Source organism: Pseudomonas sp. PD9R (assembly GCF_019200975.1).
GTDB lineage: Bacteria > Pseudomonadota > Gammaproteobacteria > Pseudomonadales > Pseudomonadaceae > Aquipseudomonas.
Map to the genome: position 1 here is coordinate 1 of NZ_JAHTMR010000002.1, position 24,213 is coordinate 24,213.

Consider the following 24,213-nt stretch of genomic DNA (forward strand, 5'->3'; position numbering starts at 1 on the left):
CTCCCAATCAGATCAATTGCGATCATCACTGCACTCTGTCCAACCTTGCAAATGCGGGCTCTCGCCAAGGACGGGCCCAAGATACCGTTCGAACTATACGAGTGAGTGTGGAGGGTAGGAGCACGATCTACATTGCAGGCAAAAAGCCTAAGGAGCTGCGCGGCTTCCAGGTCCCTCCCTCGATGATCAGTCGAGAACTATCGCTCCTGACGGAGCGATAGTCGAGATACAAGGAGCTGCCGAAGGCTGCGATCTTTTGCTATCTGTCTTTTGACTCTTAATCACCAAAATCAATAATGCTGTTCAAGGCGCTTCACTCTCCATATTATCGCCGTCATAAAGTTATTCTCCGTGGAGCGTCCTCATGCCCGTTAGAGCCCTGTTCAAACCGTTCCACCTCGGCACCCTCGAACTGCCGACCCGCGTCGTCATGGCGCCAATGACCCGCTCCTTTTCGCCGGGCGGGGTACCTAACTCCAAAGTGATTGAATATTACCGTCGCCGCGCGGCGGCCGGCGTTGGCCTGATCATCACCGAAGGCACCACCGTCGGTCACCTGGCTTCCAACGGCTACCCGAACGTGCCGCATTTCTACGGTGAGGCAGCGCTGGCAGGCTGGAAAAAAGTCGTCGACGCCGTACACGCCGAAGGTGGCAAGATCGTTCCACAGTTGTGGCACGTGGGCAGCGTGCGACGCATCGGCACCGAGCCGGATGCCAGCGTGCCGGGTTACGGCCCAACCGAAAAATTGAAAGATGGTCAGGTCGTGGTTCACGGCATGACTAAACAAGATATCCAGGACGTGATTGCAGCGTTCGCCCAGGCCGCCAAGGATGCCCAGAGCATCGGCATGGACGGCGTGGAGATCCATGGTGCCCACGGTTATCTGGTCGACCAGTTCTTCTGGGAAGGCAGCAACCAGCGCACTGACGAATACGGCGGTGACCTGGCCAACCGTTCGCGTTTCGCCATCGAATTGATTCAGGCTGTGCGTGCAGCGGTCGGCGAAGGTTTCCCGATCATCTTCCGCTTCTCGCAGTGGAAGCAGCAGGATTACACCGCGCGCCTGGTGCAAACCCCCGAAGCCTTGGGTGAGTTCCTCAAGCCATTGTCCGACGCCGGCGTGGATATTTTCCACTGCTCGACGCGCCGTTTCTGGGAGCCGGAATTCGACGGTTCCGAACTGAACCTGGCAGGCTGGACGCGCAAACTGACCGGCAAACCGACCATCACCGTCGGCAGCGTTGGCCTGGACGGCGAGTTCCTTCAGTTCATGGTCAATACCGACAAAGTCGCACAACCGGCCAGCCTGGAAAAACTGCTGGAGCGTTTGAACAACGATGAGTTCGACCTGGTGGCGGTCGGTCGTGCGCTGTTGGTGGACCCGGACTGGGCGCAGAAAGTGCGTGACGGTCGTGAGGAAGACATCCTGCCGTTCAGTCGTGAGGCGTTGATGACGCTGGTTTAAGCGACATCCGGAAGGGCCATTTCGCGGGCAAGCCTCGCTCCTACAGTTTCAGCGCGATGTTGATCCTGTTGGAGCGAGGCTTGCCCGCGAAGCTTTTAAGGCAACAACGCCGCATCGGTCAGGACCTGCCCCTGCACACAAGCCCCCCGCAACTGCCCCTCAAACTGCTCGATAATCGTCGACCAACCCTGCCGGCTCGCATGCTGACGCGCATTGAGCCGTACACAACGCAAGGTCTCGCGTTCCTCCAGCAGCCACGCCGCCGCATCACAGAACGCCTCTTCATCCCCCGGCATCGCCAGCACGCCGTTGTAGCCGTGGCGGATATGCTGCGCCGCAGCAGCCTGATCGTAAGCCACCACACCCAGCCCCGAAGCCAGCGCCTCCAGCACCACATTGCCAAAGGTTTCAGTCAGGCTCGGAAACAGGAACACATCCCCCGACGCGTAGTGACTGGCCAAGGCCTCGCCTCGTTGTGAACCGCAGAAGATTGCGTCAGGCAGTTCTTTTTCCAGCAGCGCGCGTTGTGGGCCGTCACCGATCACAATCAGCTTTAGGGTTCGCTGTGGATAAGTCGATTTCAATGTGTCGAAACAGCGCTTGAGCAAACCTAGGTTTTTCTCCGGTGCCAAGCGACCGACATGGATGACGGCGATGTCGCCTTCAGCCAGGCCCCAGTGTTCACGCAGCGCATTCAAGCGCTTGGTCGGGTGAAACAACTGGCTGTCGACCCCGCGAGAAAGCAAGGCCAAGCGTTCGAAATGCCGACGTTCCAGTTCCATTCTCTGGCTGACGCTCGGCACCAGCGTCAGCGTCGAACGATTGTGGAACCAGCGCAGATAGTGGGTCAGCAAACGCGTCAGCAGCCCAAGCCCATATTGACTGGAGTATTGCTGGAAATTGGTGTGAAACCCGCTGACCACGGAAATCCCCAGGCGCCGAGCCGCGCGCAATGCTGACAATCCCAATGGCCCTTCGGTGGCGATGTACAGCACGTCCGGGCGATGACGTTTCCAGCGGCGCATCAGTTTGTGCATCGACGACTGGCCCCACTGCAAACCGGGATAGCCCGGCAGCGGCCAACCCCGACACAGCAGCAGTTCATCATCGCTACCCACCGACTGATCGCAACCCTGACGCGGCCGCACCAACTCCACCTGATGCCCGCGCGCGCGCAAACCGTCGCACAAGCGACCAAGAGTATTGGCCACGCCGTTAATTTCGGGAGGATAGGTTTCGGTGATCAGGGTGATATGCAGAGCTGTCGTCATGACCCCAGTGTCGGCTTAGGCCATGTCGTCGATGTGGCGATTCCATGATGGATTTGTGACGGTGAATTGAGAGCAGTGCGCTCAATATTCTGGCTGGCAGGTCGTTAGCCTTATCTGAACACATCAATCAGGGAAGCTATCGTGTCCGAAAATGTTTATGCACCGCCATTGGCACAACTGGATCCTGCCGTTGAGCAGCCTTACGAGTTTTATGTTGTATCGCCTAAAAAGCTCATGGTGCTGGGGACGCTCACGTTCGGTTTGTATTTCTATTACTGGTCATACAAAAACTGGAGCCTGTACAAGCGCGCCACACAGGCTGATATCGCGCCGTGGGCACGTGGCATGTTTTGCATTTTTTTCATTCATCAGTTGTACCGTCGAGCGAACGAAAAGATTCGTGGCAGCGGTCGCATATTTGACTGGGACTTCGAGCAGTGGGCGACAGTTTTCGTTGTATTGACTGTCGCTGCCAATCTGCTCGATGCCGTGGCTAAACGCGTCGACGGGTTTGAGTTCTTGGTAGGCTGGTTGCTGTTGATCGTTCCACTGCGAGCCTTTGTGCTGAGCAAAACACAACCGATGATCAACTTCGCTGCCAATGATCCAGAGGGGCTGAGCAATTCACGCTTCACTGCGTTGAACTACCTATTCATGGTGCCGGGAGCGTTATTCTGGGGCCTGTCGCTGTTCGGCGCATGGGTTATCTACCTGAAATAACAGCCGTGGCGGAGGACCCCTTTCAGCGTTTCTCCGCCACGATGGCTTCGGCCCCTCGCTCCCGTACCCAGAACAATGTCGCTCCGGCGACAGCGGCCGGCATCATCAGGATGTTGACCACCGGAATCAGCAACACCAGATAAACAATCCCGCCGAAACTCATGCTCTGCCAGCGCTTCTGCCGCAGCCAGGCGAGCATTTCGTTCCAGCCCAGTTTGTGGTTGTCCGCCGGGTAGTCGATGTACTGGATCGCCATCATCCACACCCCGAACAACAGCCACAGCGGTGCAGCGACGATGTTCACCACCGGGATAAACGAAAGAATGAACAGGCCAATCGCCCGGGGCAGGAAGTAGCCGAGTTTGCGCATTTCCCGGGCCAGGGTGCGGGGGATCATGGCGATCAACTCGCCCCAGCTGAAGGCCGGGAAGTCGTCGGTGCCGCGCACCACCACTTCGACTTTCTCCGCCAGAAAGCCATTGAAGGGCGCGGCGATAACGTTGGCGAGCATGGTAAAGGTGAAGAACACCATCAACAGCACCAGCACCACGAACAGCGGCCACAAAACATAACTGAGGAAACTTAGCCAGTCGGGCAGGGATGGCATCAACGTGTCGACCCACAGGCTGAATTGATGACCGGCCAGATAGATCAATCCGACGAACAGCACCAGGTTGATCATCAGGGGCAGCAGCACGAATAAGCGCAGGCCCGGACTCAGGACCAACTTGAGGCCTTCACGCAGGTATTGCGGGCCGGACAGAACAGGGGCGGGCATAACGTGCTCCGAGCAGAGGGAAAACGCGCCGACCTTACCGGCTTTGCCGGACGGGCGAAAGCGCGGTAGCGATATCGACATTAACTGTAACAAAGGCGTCCCGATAATCACGCTGACGGGATAGAGACCACCTATGAGCTGGATTGTTAAACCGTATTTCCTTAATCTTCGCCCCCTCGATACGCTGCACCCATTCTTTTACAGGACCGTCGAGCTCAAGCCTTCCCCAAGTGCTTTCAACGGTTCTTTTTATTCCCGCCGGCAATCCGGCGTTCCGCGCCAGGTGTTCCGGGCCGGTCAACAGGAGCAGGTCATGTCTGAAGTCCGTCATTCGCGTGTGATTATTCTTGGTTCCGGCCCTGCCGGTTACAGCGCTGCGGTCTATGCCGCCCGTGCAAACCTCAAGCCGTTGCTGATCACCGGCATGCAGGCCGGTGGTCAACTGACCACCACCACCGAAGTCGACAACTGGCCGGGGGACGTCCACGGCCTGACCGGCCCGGCGTTGATGGAACGCATGAAAGAGCACGCCGAGCGTTTTGAAACCGAGATCGTTTTCGATCACATCAACGCTGTAGACTTCGCTTCCAAGCCGTACACCCTGATCGGCGACAGCGCGACCTACACCTGCGATGCCCTGATCATCGCCACCGGTGCCAGCGCTCGTTACCTTGGCCTGCCGTCCGAAGAAACCTTCATGGGCAAAGGCGTTTCGGCCTGCGCAACCTGCGACGGTTTCTTCTATCGCAACAAGCCAGTGGCAGTGGTTGGTGGTGGCAACACCGCCGTTGAAGAAGCGCTGTATCTGGCCAACATCGCCAGCACTGTGACGCTGATTCACCGTCGCGAAACCTTCCGTGCCGAGAAGATCCTGATCGACAAGCTGAACGCCCGGGTTGCCGAAGGCAAGATCATCCTGAAGCTGAACGCGACGCTGGACGAAGTGCTGGGCGACAACATGGGCGTGACCGGTGCCCGCCTGAAGAACAACGACGGCAGCTTCGACGAAGTGACAGTCGATGGCGTGTTCATCGCCATCGGCCACACCCCGAACACCTCGCTGTTCGAAGGCCAGTTGACCCTGAAAGACGGCTACCTGGTGGTACACGGCGGCCGTGATGGCAACGCCACTGCCACCAACCTCGAAGGTATCTTCGCCGCCGGTGACGTGGCTGACCACGTTTACCGCCAGGCCATCACCTCGGCCGGTGCCGGTTGCATGGCGGCACTCGATGCCGAGCGCTACCTCGACGACCTGCAGAACGCTTGATTCTGCACGCGTAAAAAAACCGGCTTCGGCCGGTTTTTTTGTGCTCACGAAAAATACGGTTACCCCCGTGTAGGAGCTGCCGAAGGCTGCGATCTTTTGATCTTGTTTTTTAACACCGAGATCAAAAGATCGCAGCCTTCGGCAGCTCCTACATGTTCAGGTCAGTTTGGCAAGGCACGCTTCAAGGATATCCAAGCCCTCTTCAAGCACGGCAGCCTCGGTGGTCAACGGCGCCAGCAGTCGAATGATGTGCCGCGATTTGCCGCTGGGCATCAGCAGCAAGCCGGCATCGCGCGCCAGGGCCAGCAACTGCGTCAGCTGCGCCGCAGCCGGTGTGCCATCGGGTTTGATCAGCTCGATACCGCGCATCGCCCCCACGCCAGTCAGGCGGCCCAGATACGGTGAGAGGTTGTCTACGCGCCACGCCTCGTAGCGGCTGACAATCGCCTCTTCCTGTTGCGCACCCCAGGTGTGCAGGTTGGCGTCGGTCATTTCATCCAGCGTCGCCAATGCAGCGGCACAGGCAATGGGGTTGCCGGAGTAGGTGCCACCGAGGCCGCCCTTGGGCAAGTTGTCGAGCAGCGCCTTGCGCCCGACCACTGCACCGAGCGGCACGCCGCCGGCGATGCTTTTGCCCAGCAGGATCAGGTCCGGCTCGATGCCCAGTCGCGAGAACGCAAAGCGTTGGCCAGTGCGGCCGAAGCCGGACTGGATTTCATCGGCGATCAGCACGATGCCTTTTTCATCGCAGAAGCGTCGCAGCGTTTGCGCGAACTCGATGTCCATGGCCAGGAACCCGGCTTCGCCCTGCACCGGCTCGACGATAAAACACGCCACATCCTCGACGTCGATCTCCACGCTGAACAAGCGCTCCATGGCCTTCAACGCCTCGGCGCAGGTCACGCCGTTGTCCGGGCTGGGAAAGGGCAGGTGATACACCGGCCCCGGCAGCACACCGACTTTCTGCTTGTAAGGCGCGACTTTGCCGTTGAGGTTGAGCGTCGCCAGAGTTCGGCCGTGGAAGGCACCGTCGAAGGCGATGACGGCTGTGCGTCCGGTAGCGCCGCGCACGATCTTCAGCGCGTTCTCGGCCGCTTCGGCGCCGCTGTTAGTGAGCATGCCGCTGACCGGGTAATCCACTGGGATAAACGCACTGAGGCGGTCCATCAATTCGATGTAAGGCACATGAGGCGCGGCGTTGAACGCGTAGTGAGTCAGCCGGGTGGCTTGTTCGCGAATGGCTTCGACGATACGCGGGTGGCAGTGGCCGAGATTCAGTACGCCGATGCCGCCGACGAAGTCGATGTAGCGCTTGCCGTCGGTGTCCCAGACCTCAGCGTTTTTGCCGTGGCTGAGGGTGACGGGGTGAACGATGTTGATCGACTGACTGATGCTTTCACTGCTCATGGATGACTGACTCGAAAGAAAGGAGGCTTCCTTTTATGTAAGCCGCGAGCAGCGGTTTCGGGCAAACGAAATAAAGTCGCCGGGTCAATCTTAAAAGTCGGAATGTGCGGGGAAGATCAAAAGATCGCAGCCTGCGGCAGCTCCTGCAGGTCCACGAAATTGGCGGTGAACCTGTACATGTAGGAGCTGCCGAAGGTAGCGATCTTTTGATTTTGATCTTTCGTGAATCAGCGACGAGTCAGCGGTTGCTGCGAAAATTTCACGCCGGCCAGGCCATGGACAATCAACGCACGAATATTGCCGTGATCGCTGCCTTCAGGCGTCGCCAGTACCGAACGATAATGCTCGCCGAACGCCAGCAGCGCTTCTTCGTCGCTCAGGCCTTCCAGCAGCGCCAGACCCAAGGTCTTGCACGAACCTTCGTTCTGTCCGGCAGCGTTTTCCACGCCGCCATTGTTGAAAGCTTGAGGCTGGTAATCGTAACCGGCGGCAATAAACGCCAGGGTATCGGCGAAGGCGTGTTCGCCGCTTTTGAGGCTGGCGCGCAGGGTGTTCAAATCACTCATTGGGTTTTCCTTTGGCGAACGCCGCTTGTTGTTCGGCGCTGGCTTCTTGCTGGTATTGGGCTTTCCATTCGGCGTACGGCATGCCGTAAACCACTTCACGGGCGTCATCGAGGCTGACCTCGATCTGGCGTTCATCGGCGGCGGCCTTGTACCACTTGGACAGGCAGTTGCGGCAGAAACCCGAGAGGTTCATCAGGTCGATGTTCTGCACATCCTTGCGGCTGTCCAGATGGGCCACCAGCCGGCGAAAGGCGGCGGCTTCGAGTTCCAGGCGTTGTTGGGGAGTCATAAGAGGTCTCTGCGAGACAGCTGCAAGCGACAAGCTACAAGCTGCAAGATGGATTGCGGTGAGTCGAAGTTTACAGCTTGCCGCTTGAAGCTTGTAGCTAGCGGCTCGCTGCAAGCGTAATCGACACCGACTCGGCGAATCGCAGCGCATGGGGCTTGTCGACCTCGACCTCGGCATACAGCACCGACTGGTTGGCCATGACCAGGTCCAGCAACTCCTGGGTCAGGCGTTCGAGCAAGGCAAAGCGATTGCCCTCCACGTGCGCGATGATTGCCTTGGTGATGGTCCGGTAGTTCAGCGCGTGATCGATGTCATTGTCACGCACCGCTTCCTGCGCCGCGTAGAGAATGGTCAGGTTGATCAACACATCCTGCTTGTTGAGGATTTCATCCTCGTTGATTCCGATAAAGGTGCGCAGGCACAGGTCCTTGACCCGGATGCGTGCCATGCCTGGTTGAAGTTGTGGCATTACTACTTGCTCCGTCCGATCAATTGCAGGAACTCCTGGCGGGTATTGCTCGATTCGCGGAAGGCGCCGAGCATCACCGAGGTGTTCATGGTCGAATTCTGTTTCTCGACGCCGCGCATCATCATGCACATGTGCTGGGCTTCAATGACCACCGCGACACCTGCCGCGCCAGTCACTTGCTGCACCGCGTCGGCGATTTGCCGGGTGAGGTTTTCCTGGATTTGCAGGCGCCGGGCGAACATGTCCACCAGCCGAGCAATCTTCGACAGGCCCAGCACCTTGCCCGTTGGAATATAAGCCACATGCGCCTTGCCGATGAAGGGCAACAGATGATGTTCGCAGAGCGAGTACAGCTCGATGTTGTCGACGATCACCATTTCATCGTTGTCGGAGGCGAACAGCGCGCCGTTGACGATTGCTTCGACACTTTGCTCGTAGCCATGGCAGAGGTACTGCATGGCTTTGGCCGCGCGCAACGGAGTATCGAGCAGACCTTCGCGGTCGGGGTTTTCGCCAAGGCCTATGAGGATCTCGCGATAGCTCTGGGACAGGGCGTTCTGGGGCAGGGATAACGTCATGGAAAATCCTCGCGGGACACTTATTTGATGTGCCTTCCGCCGTTGACGGTCAGGGTCGTGCCGGTGACATAAGGGTTGTCGAGCAAATAGCGCAGGCTTTGGTAGATCACTTCGCTGCCGGGCTCGATGCCCAGCGCGGATTTGGCCAGCGCTTTGGCGCGGTAAGCCGCGTCGTCGTCAGGGTTGAACAGTAGCAGGGCTGGCGCAATCCCGTTGACCTTGATGCCGGGCGCGTATTTCGCGGCGAACGACAAGGTCAGGCTGTCCAGCCCGGCTTTGCTGGCGCAGTAGCCGATGTGCTTGCTGCTGCCCTTGCGGGTCACGTCATCGCTGATGTGCACGATGTCGGCGGGGCTTGAACGTTGGAGCAAGTCGGCACAATGCAGGTTGATCAGGTAGGGCGCCAGCATGTGCACGCTGAACATGCGAGTGAACGCCTCAGCGTCGGTATCCGTGGTTTCCGGCAGCCATTCGGAGGCGTTATGGACGATCGCCCGCAAGCTGTCGGTATGGGTTTTCAGTTCGCTGATAAAGGTGAAGATCCCGGCTTCGCTGGCGAAGTCGGCGAACACCGCAATCGCTCCCAGATCACGCAGGGCTTGCACGCCAGGACGCTCGCTGCGGTAGCTGAAAATCACCCGATGGCCATCTTCAAGCAATCGCTGCGCGCAGTGCAGGCCGATACGTTGGCCGGCGCCGGTGATGAGGATTGGGGCTGCGGAAGAGGTCATGGACGGCTCGCATCGCGGTGAGAGCAAAACTATACCAGCGACGAGAGGTGTCTTGCCCCTGAAAAGATCGCAGCCTGCGGCAGCTCCTACAGGATGCGATACGGTCCCGCTTTTGTAGGAACTGCCGAAGCCTGCGATCTTTTAGCGGTTTAGAGTGGAAGCCTCGGCGGGCAATCGTCGTGCCGGCACGTTGTTCAACCAGCCAGCCAACATCCGGGTCGACAGCGGAATAAAGAAATAGACCATCAACGGCGTCAGGCACAGGGTGCTGAGGAATACCCGAGGCAGCAGCGCCATCTCGCCAAGCAATGGCCCCAGCGCAAAGTTGAACAGCAGCGAAACCGGAAAGAACGCCAGCCAGATCGCCACGGCCTGTTTCCAGCGTGGAGGACGTTGGCCAACAGCGCCGAACCAGCCTTCAATGCCGCTGACCCGATGTTCCTTCGGATGGGCGAACAAGTCGCTGCCGCGTGCCAGCCAGGCAGTGCGCGAGGCGGAATGCTCCCAGGCATGCAAGGTCTGTTCGTTGGCGAAGCGGAAAATAATCTGGAATTCATTATCGTCGGGCGGCGGAGCGAGCACGCCAGAGCCAAGATAACCGGGGAAGTCGGTGGCCAGTTGTTCGCCTTCGCGCAACCAGGCGATCAGGTCCTGATAACGTCCATCGGCGACGCGGCGCGCAACCATCAGCGTGACGGGTGAGGTAGACATTTTGTATCTCCGTATGACTTATGCGTCGCTCCGGGTAGGAGTTTCGCCAGGCGCAGCACCGGGGTAGTGGGCTGCGTCTTGGAACAAGCAAGGATTATTCCTGATTCTATCTGCGACGTCAGCGTCTGTCCTAGCGACAACGTCTTGAATGGTGATGGGGCAGGAGAGGTAGAATGGGATCCAAACCTACACATGGACGTAGAACTCCAGATGCCTGTCCTGTCTGATATCGCCCCGGGTCTTTCGAATGCGGTTTCTCTCGAAGAGGAAGAGCTTTTTCCTATTCGCGAGGTATCGCGTCTGACCGGTGTCAATCCGGTCACACTGCGTGCCTGGGAGCGGCGGTACGGCCTGATCGTTCCTGTTCGCACCGAAAGTGGGCATCGCCTGTATTCGATGACCGATATTGAGCGGGTGCGCAGCATCCTCGACTGGATTGATCGCGGTGTCGCGGTCAGCAAGATCGGCAAGATTCTGGCCAAGGCTGCACCACTCCAGGGGCTGTCGCACATTATCCCCAATGACCTCGTTTTAGCCGATTACGCGCAATGGCAGGAACAGGTACAGGCCGCCGTCAGTGCGTTTGACGATCTCAGGTTGGAGCAGATCTACGGGCAGATCTTTTCCACCTACTCTCAGGCAGTCGTGTTCCAGGACATCCTTGTCCCGCTCTGGAAGCAATTGCTGCAACGCCAGGATTCTTTCGGTGGCACAAGCGAGTGGCTGTTCCTGGATGGTTTTTTGCGTTCACGGGTGCTGCAGCGCCTGCTGCTGATCCGAGACAAGCAGCCAAGACGGGTCATCGTCAGTGCTCTGGCAGGCCAGTGTCGGGAGCTGGAGTTGTTGATTGCCGCGCTGTTCCTGAGCAGTGGGCAAACGGGCGTGCGGGTACTGACTACCGGCCAGCCATTTGACGAGTTGTCCCTGGTTTGCGAAAGAATCAAACCCCAGGCGCTGGTGTTGTTTTCCAATCACGTACCCGCCCCCGATTTGCCACGGCGTTTGAACCGCCTGGCGATGAGTCTGGATTGCACGTTGATGCTGGCCGGGGATGCGTCCGATCTGGCGCAAGAGAGCCTGGCCGGATCATCGATCGGATGCCTGGGTAATGAGGGTATGGTGATGCGTCAGCGCCTGAAGCAGTTCCTGGCGGGTAGCCTGGATACTTGAAGTTCAGAGATGCAGCGAAGGGTGGGTCAACCGATGCTGCTGCAGGATGTACTGGCGCAGGCGCTCGGTTTCATCCGTGTCGCTCTGGCTCAGTTGGTAGGCATAGAAGCCCTGTTCGGTTTCTTTCTCGAAAGTGCCGCGCAGTGCGATTCGCTCATAGCCTGATGGGCTGAACCACAAAGCGAAATGCTTTGGCGCCTTGGTCTTGTTGCGGACCTCCAGCAAAACACCCTTGAACGACACTTCATGCACAAACATCGTGCCCGGTTGGCCTTGGGCATTTTCCAGTGCCACCGGTTCGTCCAGTACCAAACGCCACGGCCGGATCGAAGGCCCGTCTTCATCAAAGATACTGGGAACGCCGAGGCGTAAATGCAGCGCGTGAAACTCGTCTTCCACCAGGTGCAGCGGGAAGGTCATTTGCTGGTTTTCGAAGTTCGCCTGGATGGTGACTTGCTCATGCGCAGCGAGGCGAGTGAGCAAGTCACGGATTTGCGATCCACCGTTTACCAGCAGGCTCGACGTCGCATCCCGCACATTGAGTTGCGGGTTGTGCTGCATGGTCTGGATAAAATCCAGCTCATCCTGGGTCAGGAGCGCGTCGCGATGCATGGCAGGCTCGTAAGATATAGTTACAAAGTGTTTGGTGATTGTAGTTAATGACACTTGATTCGCGATTTTGTTTTAACCGTTCGTCGCTTTCAGTGCGGCGAGCTCCGCCTGGACTTCAGCCAATTGCGCTTCAAGCTGCAGAACACGCTGTTGTGCCTTGACCTGCACAGTCACATCCTTCTGCACTCCGATGAAATAAACCTGGCCGTCGTTGGGATTTTTCACCGTTGAAATGGACAGCTCGTTCCAGAACGGCGTGCCGTCCTTTCGGTAGTTACGCAAAATTTCCCGGCACGCACCTTCGCTGTTCAGCGCGTCCCGAATTTTCGGCAGGGCGTCCTGATCGCGATCACCGGATTGAAGGAAACGGCAATCCTGATAGAGGATTTCTTCGCTGGTATAACCGGTCAGGCGTTCGAATGCCGGGTTGACGTAAATCAGGATCTTGTCCAGATCGCCTTCTTTTTCAGCAATCACGATACCGTCGTTGGAGGCGTTGATGGCGAGTTGCAGCAGTTTCGCGTTGATCATTGGTGAAACCCTTCCTTGTTGGTTGTCTGGAGCATTCTAAAAGAACAATGAAGACCGTGCTGTTAACATCCCGGTCTTTATTCCGCTTCAGGATCAGTTTGATGAAAGTCGCCATCATTTCCGGCTCGGTGTACGGCACGGCTGAAGAAGTCGCCCGTCACGCCGCGAACATTTTGAAAGCCGCCGGTTTCGAAACCTGGCACAACCCCCGTGCAACGTTGGCTGATGTCCAGGCCTTCGGCCCCGAAGCCTTCCTGGCAGTGACGTCGACCACCGGCATGGGTGAGTTGCCGGACAATCTGCAACCGTTGTATTTCACGATTCGTGATCAATTGCCCGCCGCCTGGCGTGGCTTGCCGGGCGCCGTGATCGGTCTGGGCGATGCGAGCTACGGCGATACGTTCTGTGGCGGCGGCGAGCAGATGTGTGAGTTGTTCGGTGAACTGGGCATTCGCGAAGTCCTGCCGATGCTGCGTCTGGACGCCAGTGAAAGCGTAACCCCGGAAACCGACGCCGAGCCGTGGCTGGCAGAGTTGGTGGGTGCTCTGCGAGGCTGACTGAAAGCGTCTGTCATGGTTCTGACGGGGCGGCTGAAAGTGTCTGCCCCGCCATACCTGGCGGCGATTCATTGACATGGATCCAATCTATTCCAGCCACTGACTCGTTCGGCCATCAAGCTGGCTGCCAATGCAACTACGCGAACCTCGGGGGGTGACTAGACTCGGTAATCAATAGAAACCCCAATAATAAAAACCAGAGGTTCCTTTCCGTGAGCGTAGCCCCTGTCCAATCACCCAACAGTGTCAAAGAACAGGTCAGTGCCGCCGAGTGGCAGACCCGTGTCGACCTGGCAGCCTGTTACCGTCTGGTCGCCCTGCATGGCTGGGATGATCTGATTTTTACCCACATATCGGCCAAGGTGCCGGGTACCGAAGACTTCCTGATCAACCCGTTCGGGCTGATGTTTCATGAGATCACTGCGTCGAGCCTGGTCAAGGTCGATCAGGCCGGTAACAAGTTGATGGACAGCCCTTACGAGATCAATCCAGCGGGCTACACCATCCACAGTGCGGTGCACGAGGTTCGTCACGATGTCGTCTGCGTGCTGCATACCCACACGGTCTCGGGTGTGGCGGTATCGGCGCAGAAACAGGGCATTTTGCCGATCAGCCAACAGTCGTTGTTTGTCCTCTCCAGCCTGGCCTATCACGCCTACGAAGGCGTGGCGCTCAACCACGAAGAGAAAGCGCGACTGCAAGCCGACCTTGGGGAAAACAATTTCCTGATGCTGCACAACCACGGTCTGCTGACCTGCGGCAGCACCATCGCCGATACGTTCCTGATGATGTTTACCTTCCAGCGCGCCTGCGACATCCAGGTCATGGCGCAGAACGGTGGTGCCGAGCTGATCGCCATCGAGCCGCAGATTCTGGCGGGTGCCAAGGCGATGATCGCCGGTGTCACCAAAAGTGCTCAAGGCATGGGCGGAGTGTTGGCCTGGCCAGCGCTGCTGCGCAAACTCGATAAACAAGACCCGGGTTACAAACTCTAATGGCCCTCGCCGAGATTCCTCTGTGCATCTGGCGCAAACGCAGCCAGACGTTCGTCTTCCGTGGCCAGAGCATCCGTTACTGGACGGCGGGGCAGGGTGAGCCGCTGCTGCTCATTCACGGCTTCCCGAGCGCCAGTTGGGACTGGCATTACCTGTGGCAGCCACTGGCTCAGCGCTATCGGGTGATTGCCTGCGACATGCTCGGTTTTGGCGACTCGGCAAAACCGGTCAACCACGAGTACAGCTTGCTGGAGCAGGCCGATCTGCAACAGGCGTTGCTGGCCCATTTGAATGTCGAGCAGCCGGTGCACCTGCTGGCGCACGACTATGGCGACAGCGTGGCCCAGGAACTGCTGGCCCGGCACTACGAATCGCTGATTCATGTCGCCAGTTGTGTATTCCTCAACGGCGGTCTGTTTCCGGAAACCCATCGCCCGGTGCTGATGCAAAAACTCCTGCTCAGCCCGTTGGGCTGGATGATTGGTCGCGCGTTCAGCCGTGATGGTCTGGTGAAGAGTTTTCGGCAGATTTTCGGCCCGCAAACTAGCCCTACCGAAAGTGAAATGGATGATTTCTGGAGCCTGATCGAAAGCAATCACGGACCACGGGTCATGCACAAGTTGATTGGCTACATTCCCGAGCGGCGAGTACAGCGCGAGCGTTGGGTCGGTGCCATGCAGCGCGGTGAAGTTCCGCTGCGAGTGATCGATGGCGAGGTCGATCCGATCTCCGGTGCGCACATGGTCACGCGTTATCAAGAGTTGATTCCCAACGCTGATGCAGTTCTTTTGACCGGCATCGGTCATTACCCCCAGATCGAAGCGCCGTGCCAGGTGCTCAAGCACTACCTGGCGTTTCGGGATCAGCAAATATTGCCGCCGCTGAAGATGGCGTGTTCCTGAAAAAGATCGCAGCCTTGCGTTTCTCCTGTGGGAGCTGCCGAAGGCTGCGATCTTTTGATGTTCTCCTGATTCTGAACGCATCATCCCCCTGCCTTATCGCACACCATTCAGCCTCCCCGTGTTCATTGTGACCCGCAGCGCCGTGCCTGAAACTCCAAGGTAATGTCCCTGGCCTGCTGGAGTTTCCCCCCATGAATGAGTCTGTGCGCTTCGAAGATAAAGTCGTGATCATCACCGGTGCAGGTGGCGGACTGGGACGGGCGCATGCACTGTTATTCGCCAAGCAGGGCGCGAAGGTGCTGGTCAACGATCTGGGTGGTTCGGCCCAGGGCGAAGGCGCCAACGCATCAGCCGCAGACCGCGTAGTGGCAGAAATTCGTGATGCCGGTGGCACTGCCGTGGCCAACCACGACTCGGTCACCGATGGCGATAAAATCGTTCAGCACGCGCTCGACGCCTTCGGTCGCGTCGATGTAGTGGTCAACAATGCCGGGATCCTGCGGGACAAAACCTTCCACAAAATGGAAGACGCTGACTGGGATCTGGTTTATCGCGTCCACGTCGAAGGTGCCTACAAAGTCACCCGCGCTGCATGGCCACACATGCGTGAGCAAAACTACGGCCGGGTGATCTTCACCGCATCCACCTCGGGCATCTACGGCAACTTCGGCCAGTCCAATTACGGCATGGCCAAACTCGGCCTCTACGGCCTGACCCGCACCCTGGCCATCGAGGGTCGCAAGAACAACATCCTGGTCAACGCTATCGCTCCCACCGGCGGCACCCGCATGACCGAAGGCCTGATCCCGCCACAAGTGTTCGAACAGCTCAAACCGGAACTGGTCAGCCCGCTAGTGGTGTACCTGGCCAGCGAAAACTGCCAGGAAACCTCCGGCCTGTTTGAGGTCGGCGGCGGCTGGATGGGCAAAGTGCGCTGGGAACGCAGCCTTGGCGCCGGGTTCGACCCTCGTGTTGGTTTCTCCCCGGAAGATGTGGCGGCGCACTGGCAGCAGATTTGTGATTTCGAAGGTGCGGCGCATCCGAAGGACAATATTGAAGCGCTGAAGGAAATGATGGGGAATTTGCAGAAGTATTCGCTTTAAGGGTTGTGCACCCCCAAGCCGCAGGGTGCGGCTTGGGGGCGGTTTTTACTCGCCGTAGCGTTTTTCTATTACGAACGGAGGGGCTTTCCAGTTGGGGCCTTTAACCGCTACTGGACCTTCACCGTTAGCAAGAACGCCCTCATTGAAAAGTTGTGTATAAGTTCGCAGAAGCTCTCCATTCGCTATGACTTCAAAGCTATATTTACTGAACATTCTGTCGAGCGAGGGATAGCCGAGGCCGACACCGAATGCTGTCACAATATCCGCAATAGGCTCGTTTTTTACAATGTGCTCGATAGTGTTCACTGGAAGTCTCCTTTAAGAAGATTTTCGTAGATTCGGCGAATTTGTTCATTACCGGCGTCAAGTGCCTCTTCGGAATATAGGAGTGATTCACTGGCACCAAGCTTAAAGTCTTCCAGTGTGGCTGTATAAGCGTTATTCCATTCAGGTGACCCCTCCTCAGGCATAAATTTGTCACTGAGCCCCATGGCCCTGAATCTTTCCAGTTCCCGAGTTTCATGAGTGTAGTAGCGGCGATCCGAGTCAGTAATATCCAAATTGCCTTTCAATATGTTTTCAAGTCGCTGGATCATGATTTCGTTGGCATCAGATTGATCGAGTCGAGCAATATGCAATTTTACTGAATCAATTCCTTGTTGATTAATTGTTGCAATCCTCCAGTCCAAATCAAGTATCGGACCTCCGGCGTGTTCTGGGTTGAATTTGCGCCCGCTGTATTTTCCCGTATCGGTAGCACCATCGTATGGGGTGCTAAGCACCACATATTGAGGCGCAATCCCCGACTCAACTGGGAACACATATAAGAAAAATCTCAAGTTTGTCGGCAAAGCTTGTTCGATCTAGAGCTGCCATGATCAGGAAAACCGCCCATAAAAAAGGCCGCTGCAAACGCAGCGGCCAAGGTAAGACGTTGGATCAAGGAGCTACAAATCAACGTCAGTGAACACGGGCTGATGAGTCGAAATATTCAATTCATCCAAATCTGTCGCGAACGGCGTGGTGGGGGCACGCGCCGTGGCTTTGTGCTTCCAGCGGTCTTTCCGTGAAAGCCAGGCAAGAATAGGGTTTTGTTAGCCAGGGAAAAATAGCGATTCATGACATGCACTGTTACAGGGCGCGCAACAGTTCTGATATCCACCTCCGAACTTCATGCGCGTGGCTGATGGCGCTCTATCCAGCCTATCCATGCTCATCGCAATCCCCGCGCCAGGCAGGCACTCATCCTTTCGAGGTACACCACGAATACCTCCTTGGTGCGCTTATCACCCCCGGAGCGCGGCAGTAGGGTGGGGCCTTCTGTCACTCACCGGGGAAGACGCATGACAAAAACAACAATGCGCGCCATCTTCACACCGCAAGCATTAGCCGCTGCGGTGGCCTTGGGTTGCTGCGCCCAGGCGCAGGCCATTTCATTCCATATCGGCGAGATCGAAGGCTCGTTCGACTCGGCGCTGTCCGTCGGTGCGAGTTGGGGGATGCGTGATGCCGACGATTCGCTCGTGGGCGTCGTCAACGGTGGTTCCGGCCAGTCTTCTACCGGTGATGATGGACGTCTGAACTTCAAAAAGGGCGAGACCTTCTCGAAGATTTTCAAAGGCATTCACGACCTCGAATTGAAGTACGGCGACACCGGTGTGTTTGTCCGTGGCAAGTACTGGTACGACTTCGAGTTGCAGGACGAAACCCGCGAGTTCAAACCCATCAGCGATCACGGCCGCAAGGAGGGCGCCAAGTCTTCCGGTGGGCAAATCCTCGATGCCTTTGTCTATCACAACTATTCCATCGCCGATCTGCCAGGCAACGTGCGGGCCGGCAAGCAGGTGGTCAGTTGGGGTGAGAGTACGTTCATCGGCAACTCGATCAACAGCATCAACCCGGTCGACGTTTCCGCATTCCGCCGTCCTGGTGCCGAAATCAAGGAAGGCCTGATCCCGGTGAATATGCTGTTCGCTTCCCAGGGGCTGACGGACAAGTTGACGGTGGAAGGCTTCTATCAACTTGAATGGGACCAGACCGTTCTGGATAACTGCGGCACTTTCTTCGGCGTCGACGTGGCGGCGGATGGTTGCAACAAGAATTACACCGTTGCCAGCCCGGCAATTGCCCCGTTGCAACCGATTGCCGCCGCATTCGGCCAGGGGTTTGAAGTCGGCAAGGAAGGCGTGATCGTCCCCCGTGGCGGTGACCGTGATGCCCGCGATTCCGGGCAATGGGGCACGGCGCTGCGCTGGCTTGGCGACGATACGGAGTACGGTCTGTACTTCATGAACTACCACAGTCGCACGCCGACGGTAGGCACCGTTACCGCTGGTGCCAGTACGCTGGCGAGCATTCCGGGGATTGTCACCACAGCCAACCGAATTGCCCCTGGTACCGGCTCGTCCCTCGCGCAAAGCGTCATGCTCGGGCGCGGTCAGTATTACCTCGATTACCCGGAGGACATTCGCCTTTACGGCGCGAGTTTCTCCACCACGTTGCCCACCGGCACCGCATGGACCGGCGAGATCAGTTATCGGCCTAACGCACCGGTGCAGGTCAACAGCAACGACCTGACCCTGGCCTTGCTCAACCCGATCGCTGGCGGTACGGCATCGCCCATCGCAACCCGGCCGGGCGCTGACAACAAAGGCTATCGGCGCAAAGAGGTGACCCAGATCCAGAGCACCCTGACGCATTTCTTCGATCAGGTGATGGGTGCGGATCGCCTGACGCTGGTGGGTGAAGCGGGCGTGGTGCGGGTCGGTGGCCTGGAGTCCCGCAGCAAGCTGCGTTACGGCCGTGACTCGGTGTACGGGCAATACGGGTTCGGCGGTGATACCGACGGTTTCGTGACCTCGACCTCCTGGGGTTATCGCACCCGCGCCATTCTCGATTACAGCAATGTCATCGCCGGGATCAACTTCAAACCCAACCTGTCGTGGTCCCACGACGTCGCCGGTTACGGCCCCAACGGCCTGTTCAACGAAGGCGCCAAGGCGATCAGCCTTGGTGTCGATGCGGACTACCGCAACACCTATACCGCAAGCCTCAGTTACACCGACTTCTTCGGGGGTGACTACAACGTGCTCGAAGACCGCGACTTCGTGGCGTTGAGCTTTGGCGTGAACTTCTGATCTGGCTGAGAAGGATGATTTCAATGCGCAAGATGATTCTGCAATGCGGTGCCCTGGCCCTCGGTCTGCTGGCCGCCAACGTGATGGCGGCGGTGACGCCGGAGGAAGCGAACAAGCTTGGCACCAGCCTCACCCCGCTGGGTGCGGAAAAGGCCGGCAATGCCGACGGCTCGATTCCGGCGTGGACCGGCGGTATCCCGAAAAACGCCGGCGCGGTGGACAGCAAGGGTTTCCTTGCCGATCCGTTCGCCAATGAAAAACCGCTGTTTATCATCACGGCGGCGACGGTCGACAAGTACAAGGACAAGCTCTCAGATGGACAAGTAGCGATGTTCAAACGCTACCCCGAGACTTACAGAATTCCGGTTTATCCAACCCATCGCACAGCTGCCCTGCCACCGGAAATCTATGAGTCGGCCAAGCGTAGCGCGTTGAATGTGACATCAATCAACGATGGCAATGGTCTGGCCAACTTTACCGGTAATCGCTACTACGCTTTTCCGATTCCGAAGAATGGTGTGGAGGTGATCTGGAACCACATCACCCGCTATCACGGCGGCAATATACGCCGCACGATTACCCAGGCAACGCCTCAGTCGAATGGCGATTTCACCGTCATCCGCTTCAAGGACGAAGTGGCCGTACCCTCGTTGTTGGGTGATTTGAAACCAGGCAGCGACGAAAACGTTCTGAACTACTTCAAACAGGAAGTGACCGCGCCGGCACGACTGGCGGGGAACGTGTTGCTGGTACACGAAACCCTCGATCAGGTTCAGGAGCCGCGCAAGGCCTGGATCTACAACGCTGGCCAGCGCCGTGTGCGGCGGGCTCCACAAGTGGCCTATGACGGCGTGGGCACCTCGTCCGACGGGCTGCGCACCACCGACAACTTCGACATGTTTTCCGGTGCGCCGGATCGCTACGACTGGAAGCTGGTCGGCAAGAAAGAAATGTACATCCCGTACAACAGCTACAAACTCGATTCGCCTGACCTGAAGTACACCGATGTGATCAAGGCCGGGCACATCAATCAGGACCTGACCCGCTATGAACTGCACCGGGTCTGGGAGGTTGTCGCCACGGTCAAGCCCAACGAGCGGCACGTGTATGCCAAGCGCCACATGTATATCGACGAAGACACCTGGCAGGTGGCACTGGCTGATCACTATGACGGTCGCGGCCAACTCTGGCGTGTTGCTGAAGGGCATGCACAGTTCTACTACGATCATCAGGTGCCGGCCTATACCGTTGAAGCGCTGTATGACCTGATCGCCGGTCGCTATATCGCCCTTGGGATGAAGAACGAGGAGAAGCGCAGCTTCGAATTCAACATCGCGGCAAAAGCTGGGGACTACACGCCGGCGGCCCTGCGGAGTACGGGGGTTCGGTAGTTTTCCTACGGGGTCTTACACAAAAAGGTGACTTCGCGGTCACCTTTTTTATGGCTGCAAATCAGTCTGCTGAATACTTCTTCAACAAGCGCTCGGGAGAGGGCTAGGGTGGCGCCACAACTATAAAAAGGCGCATCACTATGACTGCCATGACGCTGAGTCTGGACCGTCCTGGACCCCTGCCTCGCTTGTCGTCCCACCACCTTTCTCGCGAACGGTTGATCGATCCGTTGCTGGCCTCTACGGCGCGGGTGAAGTTGCTTTGTGCGCCCGCGGGCAGTGGCAAGAGTGCGCTGCTCACCGAGTGCCTGCAGCGGGCACCGCAGCACTGTTGTGTGTATTGGGTGGCGTTGGCGGGGGAGTCCCTGGGGGTTGTCGATTTCCGGCAACGCCTGGCACAAACACTCGGGTTGGCTGCGGCGGATGAGCCTGCCTTACTGGGTTTTCTGGCGAGGTTGCAGACGCCGACCTGGCTGTTTCTCGATGATTACTGTCGCGTGCCCGACCCTGAGCTTGACCGTTTGCTCGACCGTCTACTGGCGGTCAGAAACCCGATGTTGAATTGGTGGTTGGGCTCGCGCCGGCGTCCGTTATGCAATTGGCCCCGGTTGTTGCTCGATGATGAATTGTACGAGTGCGAGGGACCTGCCCTGGCATTCAGTGAGGGCGAGATCGAGCACTTGCTCGTCCATGTCGCGCCGCCACTCACGGCGAGTATGGCCCGGCGAATCATTCAGCGCAGCGGTGGTTGGTGCGCTGGCACGCGCATAGCCTTGCTGGGCGGTTGTCCGTGGGCAACCGAGCAGGACAAGCAGGGGCGATCGACGACATTGCTCGACTACTTGCAGCATGAGCTGTTCAACACCTTACCGCCGGAACTGGTTGCAGCCTGGCAGGTACTGGCTCATCTGCCGCGCTTCAACGCGAGCCTGTGTGAGCATCTTTTCGGCGCCGGTGAAGGCGCACAGTGGTTGCACACCTTGCAGGACATGGGCTGTTTCATCGAGCCGTGGGAGGACTCTGCCGACTGGCTTCGAGTCTTTGTGCCACTGGCCCGGGCCATCCGTGACGAACAAGGTTCGGCGGGGCGATCCTGGCATCGGCGCGCGTGCCAATGGTTTACCGCCGAGGAGGACTGGCAGGGCGCTTTCGAGCAAGCGTTGCTGGCGGAAGAGTTCGAGGTCGCGGTCAGTCTGTTGCAGCACTTCAGTTTTGAGCATTTGTTCCGCCGAGAGAACGTACGTTTGCTGCTGGATCTGCATGAGCGCCAAGGTGATGAATTGACGCTGGGGTCGCCGCAATTGGTCGGCCTGATCACCGCCGCGTTGTTGTTTGCCGGACGCTTCGACCAGGCCGCCGTGTGCATCGATCAACTGGCGCGGTTTATGCCGCAACCGACGGCAACCCTGCAACGGCAATTGCTGGCACGCTGGCAGGCGCAGCAAGGTTGGCTACTGCATTTGCAGGGACGCATGGAAGCGGCACGGGCGCACTTTGTCGAGGCACTGGCCGGACTGGGCGCGAACGCCTGGGCTGCACAATTGTTGTGCTTGTCCGGGCTGACCCAGCAAGCACTGCTTGGTGCCAGGCTTGATGCCGCGCAGGCCCTCAATCGCGAGGCATTGTGTCGGGCGCGTGCACAAGGTTCGTTGCTATTCGAAGGATTGCTCGAACTCGATCACGCTCAGTTGCTGGAGCAGCGCGGCGCTCCCCAGCGCGCCGAAAGCTTGCTGGCTGATATCCATGAATTGTTGTGTCGACAGGCGGATCGTCCCACGCCGCTGCTGGGGCGCATTGCGTTGCGGCGCGGGCGCCTGGCGCTTTGTCAGGGGCAAGACGAGGTGGCCGCCGAATTTTTTCATAGCGGCCTTCAGGACTGTTTGCACAGCCAGGACAAACGCGCGTTGTACGGCTTTCTTGGACAGGCGCAGGTAGCCGCTAATCAGCGCGACTACGCCCATGCATTTGATCGCCTGCGCGATGCCGAGCGCTTGATGCAACAGCGGCAGATTCCGGACACGGTTTATCGCGGGGTGCTGTTGCAAGTCAGCAGTCACTTCTGGTTGCAGCAAGGCCGGCCCCAATTGGCCTGTGACGCATTGACTCGCGTACTTCGCCATTATCGCGGACCGAATGCGCGTCAGGCACCGCCGGCCACGGTGGAGCTGATCGCTCGGATCGAATACCTGCTGGTGCTGGCAGAAACGTATCTGCAACAGGCGAAACAACCACTGGAGCGACTCAAGGCTTTACTCGAACACGCGCAACAGCACGCGATGCTGGCGCTGGAAACAGAGCTGCAGTTGGCCATTTGCGAAGTCGCGGACCTGACCGGTGAGCCTGCACTGGCTAAGTCGGCGTTGCAGGCGGGCCTCTGCCTGGTGAAGCGTTGCCATTTGCAGCAGGCCTTGTGCGATCTGCGCCTGCGGCAGCCGACGTTACTCAATCGCTTGGGTGAAGATGACCCCATGAGGACGCCGGCTCTGGAAGCCAATCCGCTGAGTGGGCGAGAACTGGAAGTGCTCAGCCTGATTGCTCGCGGTAATTCCAATCAGCAAATCGCCGAACAACTGTTTATTTCCTTGCACACGGTTAAAACCCATGCGCGGCGAATTCATAGCAAGTTGGGGGTGGAGCGTCGCACGCAAGCGGTAGCCAAGGCGAAGGAAATGGGATTTGTTAGTTAGATTTATATAGAAGGTGTGTGGATCAGTACTTACGAATTCATACAGGTTTGTTGTGGGGGTGATTGGTTGTTCTGTTGTATATTTTTAGGGGTCGAAAGTTCATTGGTAAAAAGTTTAAATGACCCATGGTCGAACAGGATGTTCGGACATAATAATATGACAGGAAGTTTTTATGAGCAGTAATTATTATTCTTACAGTGATCCAAGAATTGTAGCGTTGAAAAAAATTCGCGCGAGTTTTGCGGTGGCAGTGTTGCTGACCGAGCGCCTGCATGAATTGGGGATTAACCCATTCAAAACCTATTTGAATACAGCAAGCGATAGTGTCGATGAGGCTGTGGTTTCTTCAAATACATTGTTTGACGAAACACTGAGCTGGGTGGAAAAAGAACAACTGCCAAATTACGTGCAAGGCATCACTGGTGTTTTCAGTCGGCAGTATTCATTCGCATCGAAAGACAGGGTTGAAAGTCTGGACTTGTTAGCGTTCGAGCAAATGGTAATTGATGTCGTGATGGTGATGGCGCATGCGCCTTCGGTTAACCTTTTCAAACGGTCGGTAAAGTCACTGGATTTTGAAGAGGTTCATGAGGCGTTGAAATATCGATTGCCCGACGTGAATATTGATGGGGCCTATATAACTGCTTTTTCACAAGTGCCTGGCGAGCACATAATCCTGCAGTCGCGGAGTTTGGCTGAAGATGTGTACAGCTATCTCCAGCACGATGAAATTCCTTTTTACCATGGCGAACAAATAGGTGTTTATTCGGTCGCTTACAGTGCGCAGGAAAACCACCGCCATGCGCAACTCACGATCGGCGATATCAGCAACGCAGTGATCGATATTCTTCCCGAATTCCTGACCTGATT

25 protein-coding genes are annotated in these 24,213 nt (G+C 57.6%); 12 read left to right on the forward strand and 13 right to left on the reverse strand.

Going from position 1 to position 24,213, the window contains the following annotated elements:
* Positions 1 to 364: 364 nt before the first annotated feature.
* On the forward strand, positions 365 to 1,468 hold the full coding sequence (locus tag KUF73_RS04480) for an NADH:flavin oxidoreductase (protein WP_218436856.1): 1,104 nt from the start codon (positions 365 to 367) through the stop codon (positions 1,466 to 1,468).
* A gap of 95 nt (positions 1,469 to 1,563) precedes the next feature.
* On the opposite strand, the gene KUF73_RS04485 is transcribed toward KUF73_RS04480, so the two are convergent.
* A complete protein-coding gene (locus KUF73_RS04485) occupies positions 1,564 to 2,739 on the reverse strand; it encodes a glycosyltransferase family 1 protein (protein ID WP_218436857.1) in 1,176 nt (391 codons plus the stop codon).
* A 141-nt stretch (positions 2,740 to 2,880) separates the two neighbouring features.
* Between KUF73_RS04485 and KUF73_RS04490 the strand changes: the two genes are divergently transcribed.
* Entirely contained in the window at positions 2,881 to 3,459 is a 579-nt protein-coding gene (locus KUF73_RS04490) for a hypothetical protein (RefSeq protein ID WP_218436858.1), read from the forward strand.
* 22 nt (positions 3,460 to 3,481) lie between these two features.
* On the opposite strand, the gene cysZ is transcribed toward KUF73_RS04490, so the two are convergent.
* Positions 3,482 to 4,237, reverse strand: coding sequence for a sulfate transporter CysZ (gene cysZ / locus KUF73_RS04495; protein ID WP_218436859.1), 756 nt, complete (start codon positions 4,235 to 4,237; stop codon positions 3,482 to 3,484).
* Positions 4,238 to 4,550: 313 nt separating this feature from the next.
* Between cysZ and trxB the strand changes: the two genes are divergently transcribed.
* On the forward strand, positions 4,551 to 5,507 hold the full coding sequence (trxB, locus tag KUF73_RS04500) for a thioredoxin-disulfide reductase (protein WP_218436860.1): 957 nt from the start codon (positions 4,551 to 4,553) through the stop codon (positions 5,505 to 5,507).
* A 156-nt stretch (positions 5,508 to 5,663) separates the two neighbouring features.
* Here trxB and KUF73_RS04505 read toward each other — a convergent pair whose 3' ends face one another.
* The 7 genes from KUF73_RS04505 to KUF73_RS04535 all read right to left on the reverse strand — a co-directional run bounded on the left by KUF73_RS04505 (position 5,664) and on the right by KUF73_RS04535 (position 10,258).
* Positions 5,664 to 6,914 carry an aspartate aminotransferase family protein gene (locus KUF73_RS04505; protein ID WP_218436861.1) on the reverse strand — a complete coding sequence of 417 codons (1,251 nt, stop codon included), beginning with the start codon at positions 6,912 to 6,914 and terminating at the stop codon, positions 5,664 to 5,666.
* 227 nt (positions 6,915 to 7,141) lie between these two features.
* Positions 7,142 to 7,480, reverse strand: coding sequence for a HopJ type III effector protein (locus tag KUF73_RS04510; RefSeq protein WP_218436862.1), 339 nt, complete (start codon positions 7,478 to 7,480; stop codon positions 7,142 to 7,144).
* Complete coding sequence (locus KUF73_RS04515) at positions 7,473 to 7,769, reverse strand: DUF1244 domain-containing protein (RefSeq protein ID WP_218436863.1); 297 nt, start codon at positions 7,767 to 7,769, stop codon at positions 7,473 to 7,475. The genes KUF73_RS04510 and KUF73_RS04515 overlap by 8 nt, the downstream gene beginning before the upstream one ends.
* A 97-nt stretch (positions 7,770 to 7,866) precedes the next feature.
* Entirely contained in the window at positions 7,867 to 8,238 is a 372-nt protein-coding gene (gene folX / locus KUF73_RS04520) for a dihydroneopterin triphosphate 2'-epimerase (protein ID WP_218436865.1), read from the reverse strand.
* A gap of 2 nt (positions 8,239 to 8,240) precedes the next feature.
* Entirely contained in the window at positions 8,241 to 8,816 is a 576-nt protein-coding gene (folE, locus tag KUF73_RS04525; protein ID WP_218436866.1) for a GTP cyclohydrolase I FolE, read from the reverse strand.
* Positions 8,817 to 8,836: 20 nt separating this feature from the next.
* Positions 8,837 to 9,547 (reverse strand): dihydromonapterin reductase, encoded by a 711-nt coding sequence (gene folM / locus KUF73_RS04530; RefSeq protein ID WP_218436868.1) that lies wholly within the window; start codon positions 9,545 to 9,547, stop codon positions 8,837 to 8,839.
* Between the two features lie 141 nt (positions 9,548 to 9,688).
* Positions 9,689 to 10,258 (reverse strand): antibiotic biosynthesis monooxygenase, encoded by a 570-nt coding sequence (locus tag KUF73_RS04535; protein ID WP_218436869.1) that lies wholly within the window; start codon positions 10,256 to 10,258, stop codon positions 9,689 to 9,691.
* 210 nt (positions 10,259 to 10,468) lie between these two features.
* On the opposite strand from KUF73_RS04535, the gene KUF73_RS04540 reads away from it, so the two are divergent.
* Positions 10,469 to 11,428 (forward strand): MerR family transcriptional regulator, encoded by a 960-nt coding sequence (locus KUF73_RS04540; RefSeq protein WP_218436870.1) that lies wholly within the window; start codon positions 10,469 to 10,471, stop codon positions 11,426 to 11,428.
* Positions 11,429 to 11,431: 3 nt separating this feature from the next.
* On the opposite strand, the gene KUF73_RS04545 is transcribed toward KUF73_RS04540, so the two are convergent.
* Both KUF73_RS04545 and KUF73_RS04550 read right to left on the reverse strand, forming a co-directional pair.
* Positions 11,432 to 12,040 carry a hypothetical protein gene (locus tag KUF73_RS04545; protein WP_218436871.1) on the reverse strand — a complete coding sequence of 203 codons (609 nt, stop codon included), beginning with the start codon at positions 12,038 to 12,040 and terminating at the stop codon, positions 11,432 to 11,434.
* Positions 12,041 to 12,112: 72 nt separating this feature from the next.
* Positions 12,113 to 12,571, reverse strand: coding sequence for a PAS domain-containing protein (locus KUF73_RS04550; RefSeq protein ID WP_218436872.1), 459 nt, complete (start codon positions 12,569 to 12,571; stop codon positions 12,113 to 12,115).
* Between the two features lie 101 nt (positions 12,572 to 12,672).
* Between KUF73_RS04550 and KUF73_RS04555 the strand changes: the two genes are divergently transcribed.
* The 4 genes from KUF73_RS04555 to KUF73_RS04570 all read left to right on the forward strand — a co-directional run bounded on the left by KUF73_RS04555 (position 12,673) and on the right by KUF73_RS04570 (position 16,128).
* Complete coding sequence (locus KUF73_RS04555; protein WP_218436874.1) at positions 12,673 to 13,128, forward strand: flavodoxin; 456 nt, start codon at positions 12,673 to 12,675, stop codon at positions 13,126 to 13,128.
* A 212-nt stretch (positions 13,129 to 13,340) separates the two neighbouring features.
* The gene (locus KUF73_RS04560; protein ID WP_218436875.1) at positions 13,341 to 14,123 is read left to right on the forward strand and encodes a class II aldolase/adducin family protein; all 783 of its coding nucleotides are present in this window, start codon (positions 13,341 to 13,343) and stop codon (positions 14,121 to 14,123) included.
* Positions 14,123 to 15,025, forward strand: a complete 903-nt coding sequence (locus tag KUF73_RS04565; RefSeq protein ID WP_218436876.1) for an alpha/beta fold hydrolase — start codon at positions 14,123 to 14,125, stop codon at positions 15,023 to 15,025. Before KUF73_RS04560 ends, KUF73_RS04565 begins: the two co-directional genes overlap by 1 nt.
* A 191-nt stretch (positions 15,026 to 15,216) precedes the next feature.
* Positions 15,217 to 16,128, forward strand: coding sequence for an SDR family oxidoreductase (locus KUF73_RS04570; protein ID WP_218436877.1), 912 nt, complete (start codon positions 15,217 to 15,219; stop codon positions 16,126 to 16,128).
* 45 nt (positions 16,129 to 16,173) lie between these two features.
* Here KUF73_RS04570 and KUF73_RS04575 read toward each other — a convergent pair whose 3' ends face one another.
* Positions 16,174 to 16,434: an immunity protein gene (locus KUF73_RS04575; RefSeq protein ID WP_218436878.1), complete on the reverse strand. Its 261-nt coding sequence runs from the start codon at positions 16,432 to 16,434 to the stop codon at positions 16,174 to 16,176.
* Complete coding sequence (locus KUF73_RS04580) at positions 16,431 to 16,979, reverse strand: hypothetical protein (protein WP_218436880.1); 549 nt, start codon at positions 16,977 to 16,979, stop codon at positions 16,431 to 16,433. The genes KUF73_RS04575 and KUF73_RS04580 overlap by 4 nt, the downstream gene beginning before the upstream one ends.
* 492 nt (positions 16,980 to 17,471) lie before the next feature.
* Between KUF73_RS04580 and KUF73_RS04585 the strand changes: the two genes are divergently transcribed.
* The 4 genes from KUF73_RS04585 (at position 17,472) to KUF73_RS04600 (ending at position 24,211) form a co-directional block, all read left to right on the forward strand.
* Positions 17,472 to 19,265 carry a DUF1302 domain-containing protein gene (locus KUF73_RS04585; RefSeq protein WP_218436881.1) on the forward strand — a complete coding sequence of 598 codons (1,794 nt, stop codon included), beginning with the start codon at positions 17,472 to 17,474 and terminating at the stop codon, positions 19,263 to 19,265.
* Between the two features lie 23 nt (positions 19,266 to 19,288).
* On the forward strand, positions 19,289 to 20,656 hold the full coding sequence (locus tag KUF73_RS04590) for a DUF1329 domain-containing protein (RefSeq protein ID WP_218436882.1): 1,368 nt from the start codon (positions 19,289 to 19,291) through the stop codon (positions 20,654 to 20,656).
* A 140-nt stretch (positions 20,657 to 20,796) separates the two neighbouring features.
* A complete protein-coding gene (locus tag KUF73_RS04595) occupies positions 20,797 to 23,343 on the forward strand; it encodes a LuxR C-terminal-related transcriptional regulator (protein ID WP_218436883.1) in 2,547 nt (848 codons plus the stop codon).
* A gap of 172 nt (positions 23,344 to 23,515) precedes the next feature.
* Complete coding sequence (locus KUF73_RS04600; protein WP_218436884.1) at positions 23,516 to 24,211, forward strand: hypothetical protein; 696 nt, start codon at positions 23,516 to 23,518, stop codon at positions 24,209 to 24,211.
* The last annotated feature ends 2 nt before the right edge of the window (positions 24,212 to 24,213 follow it).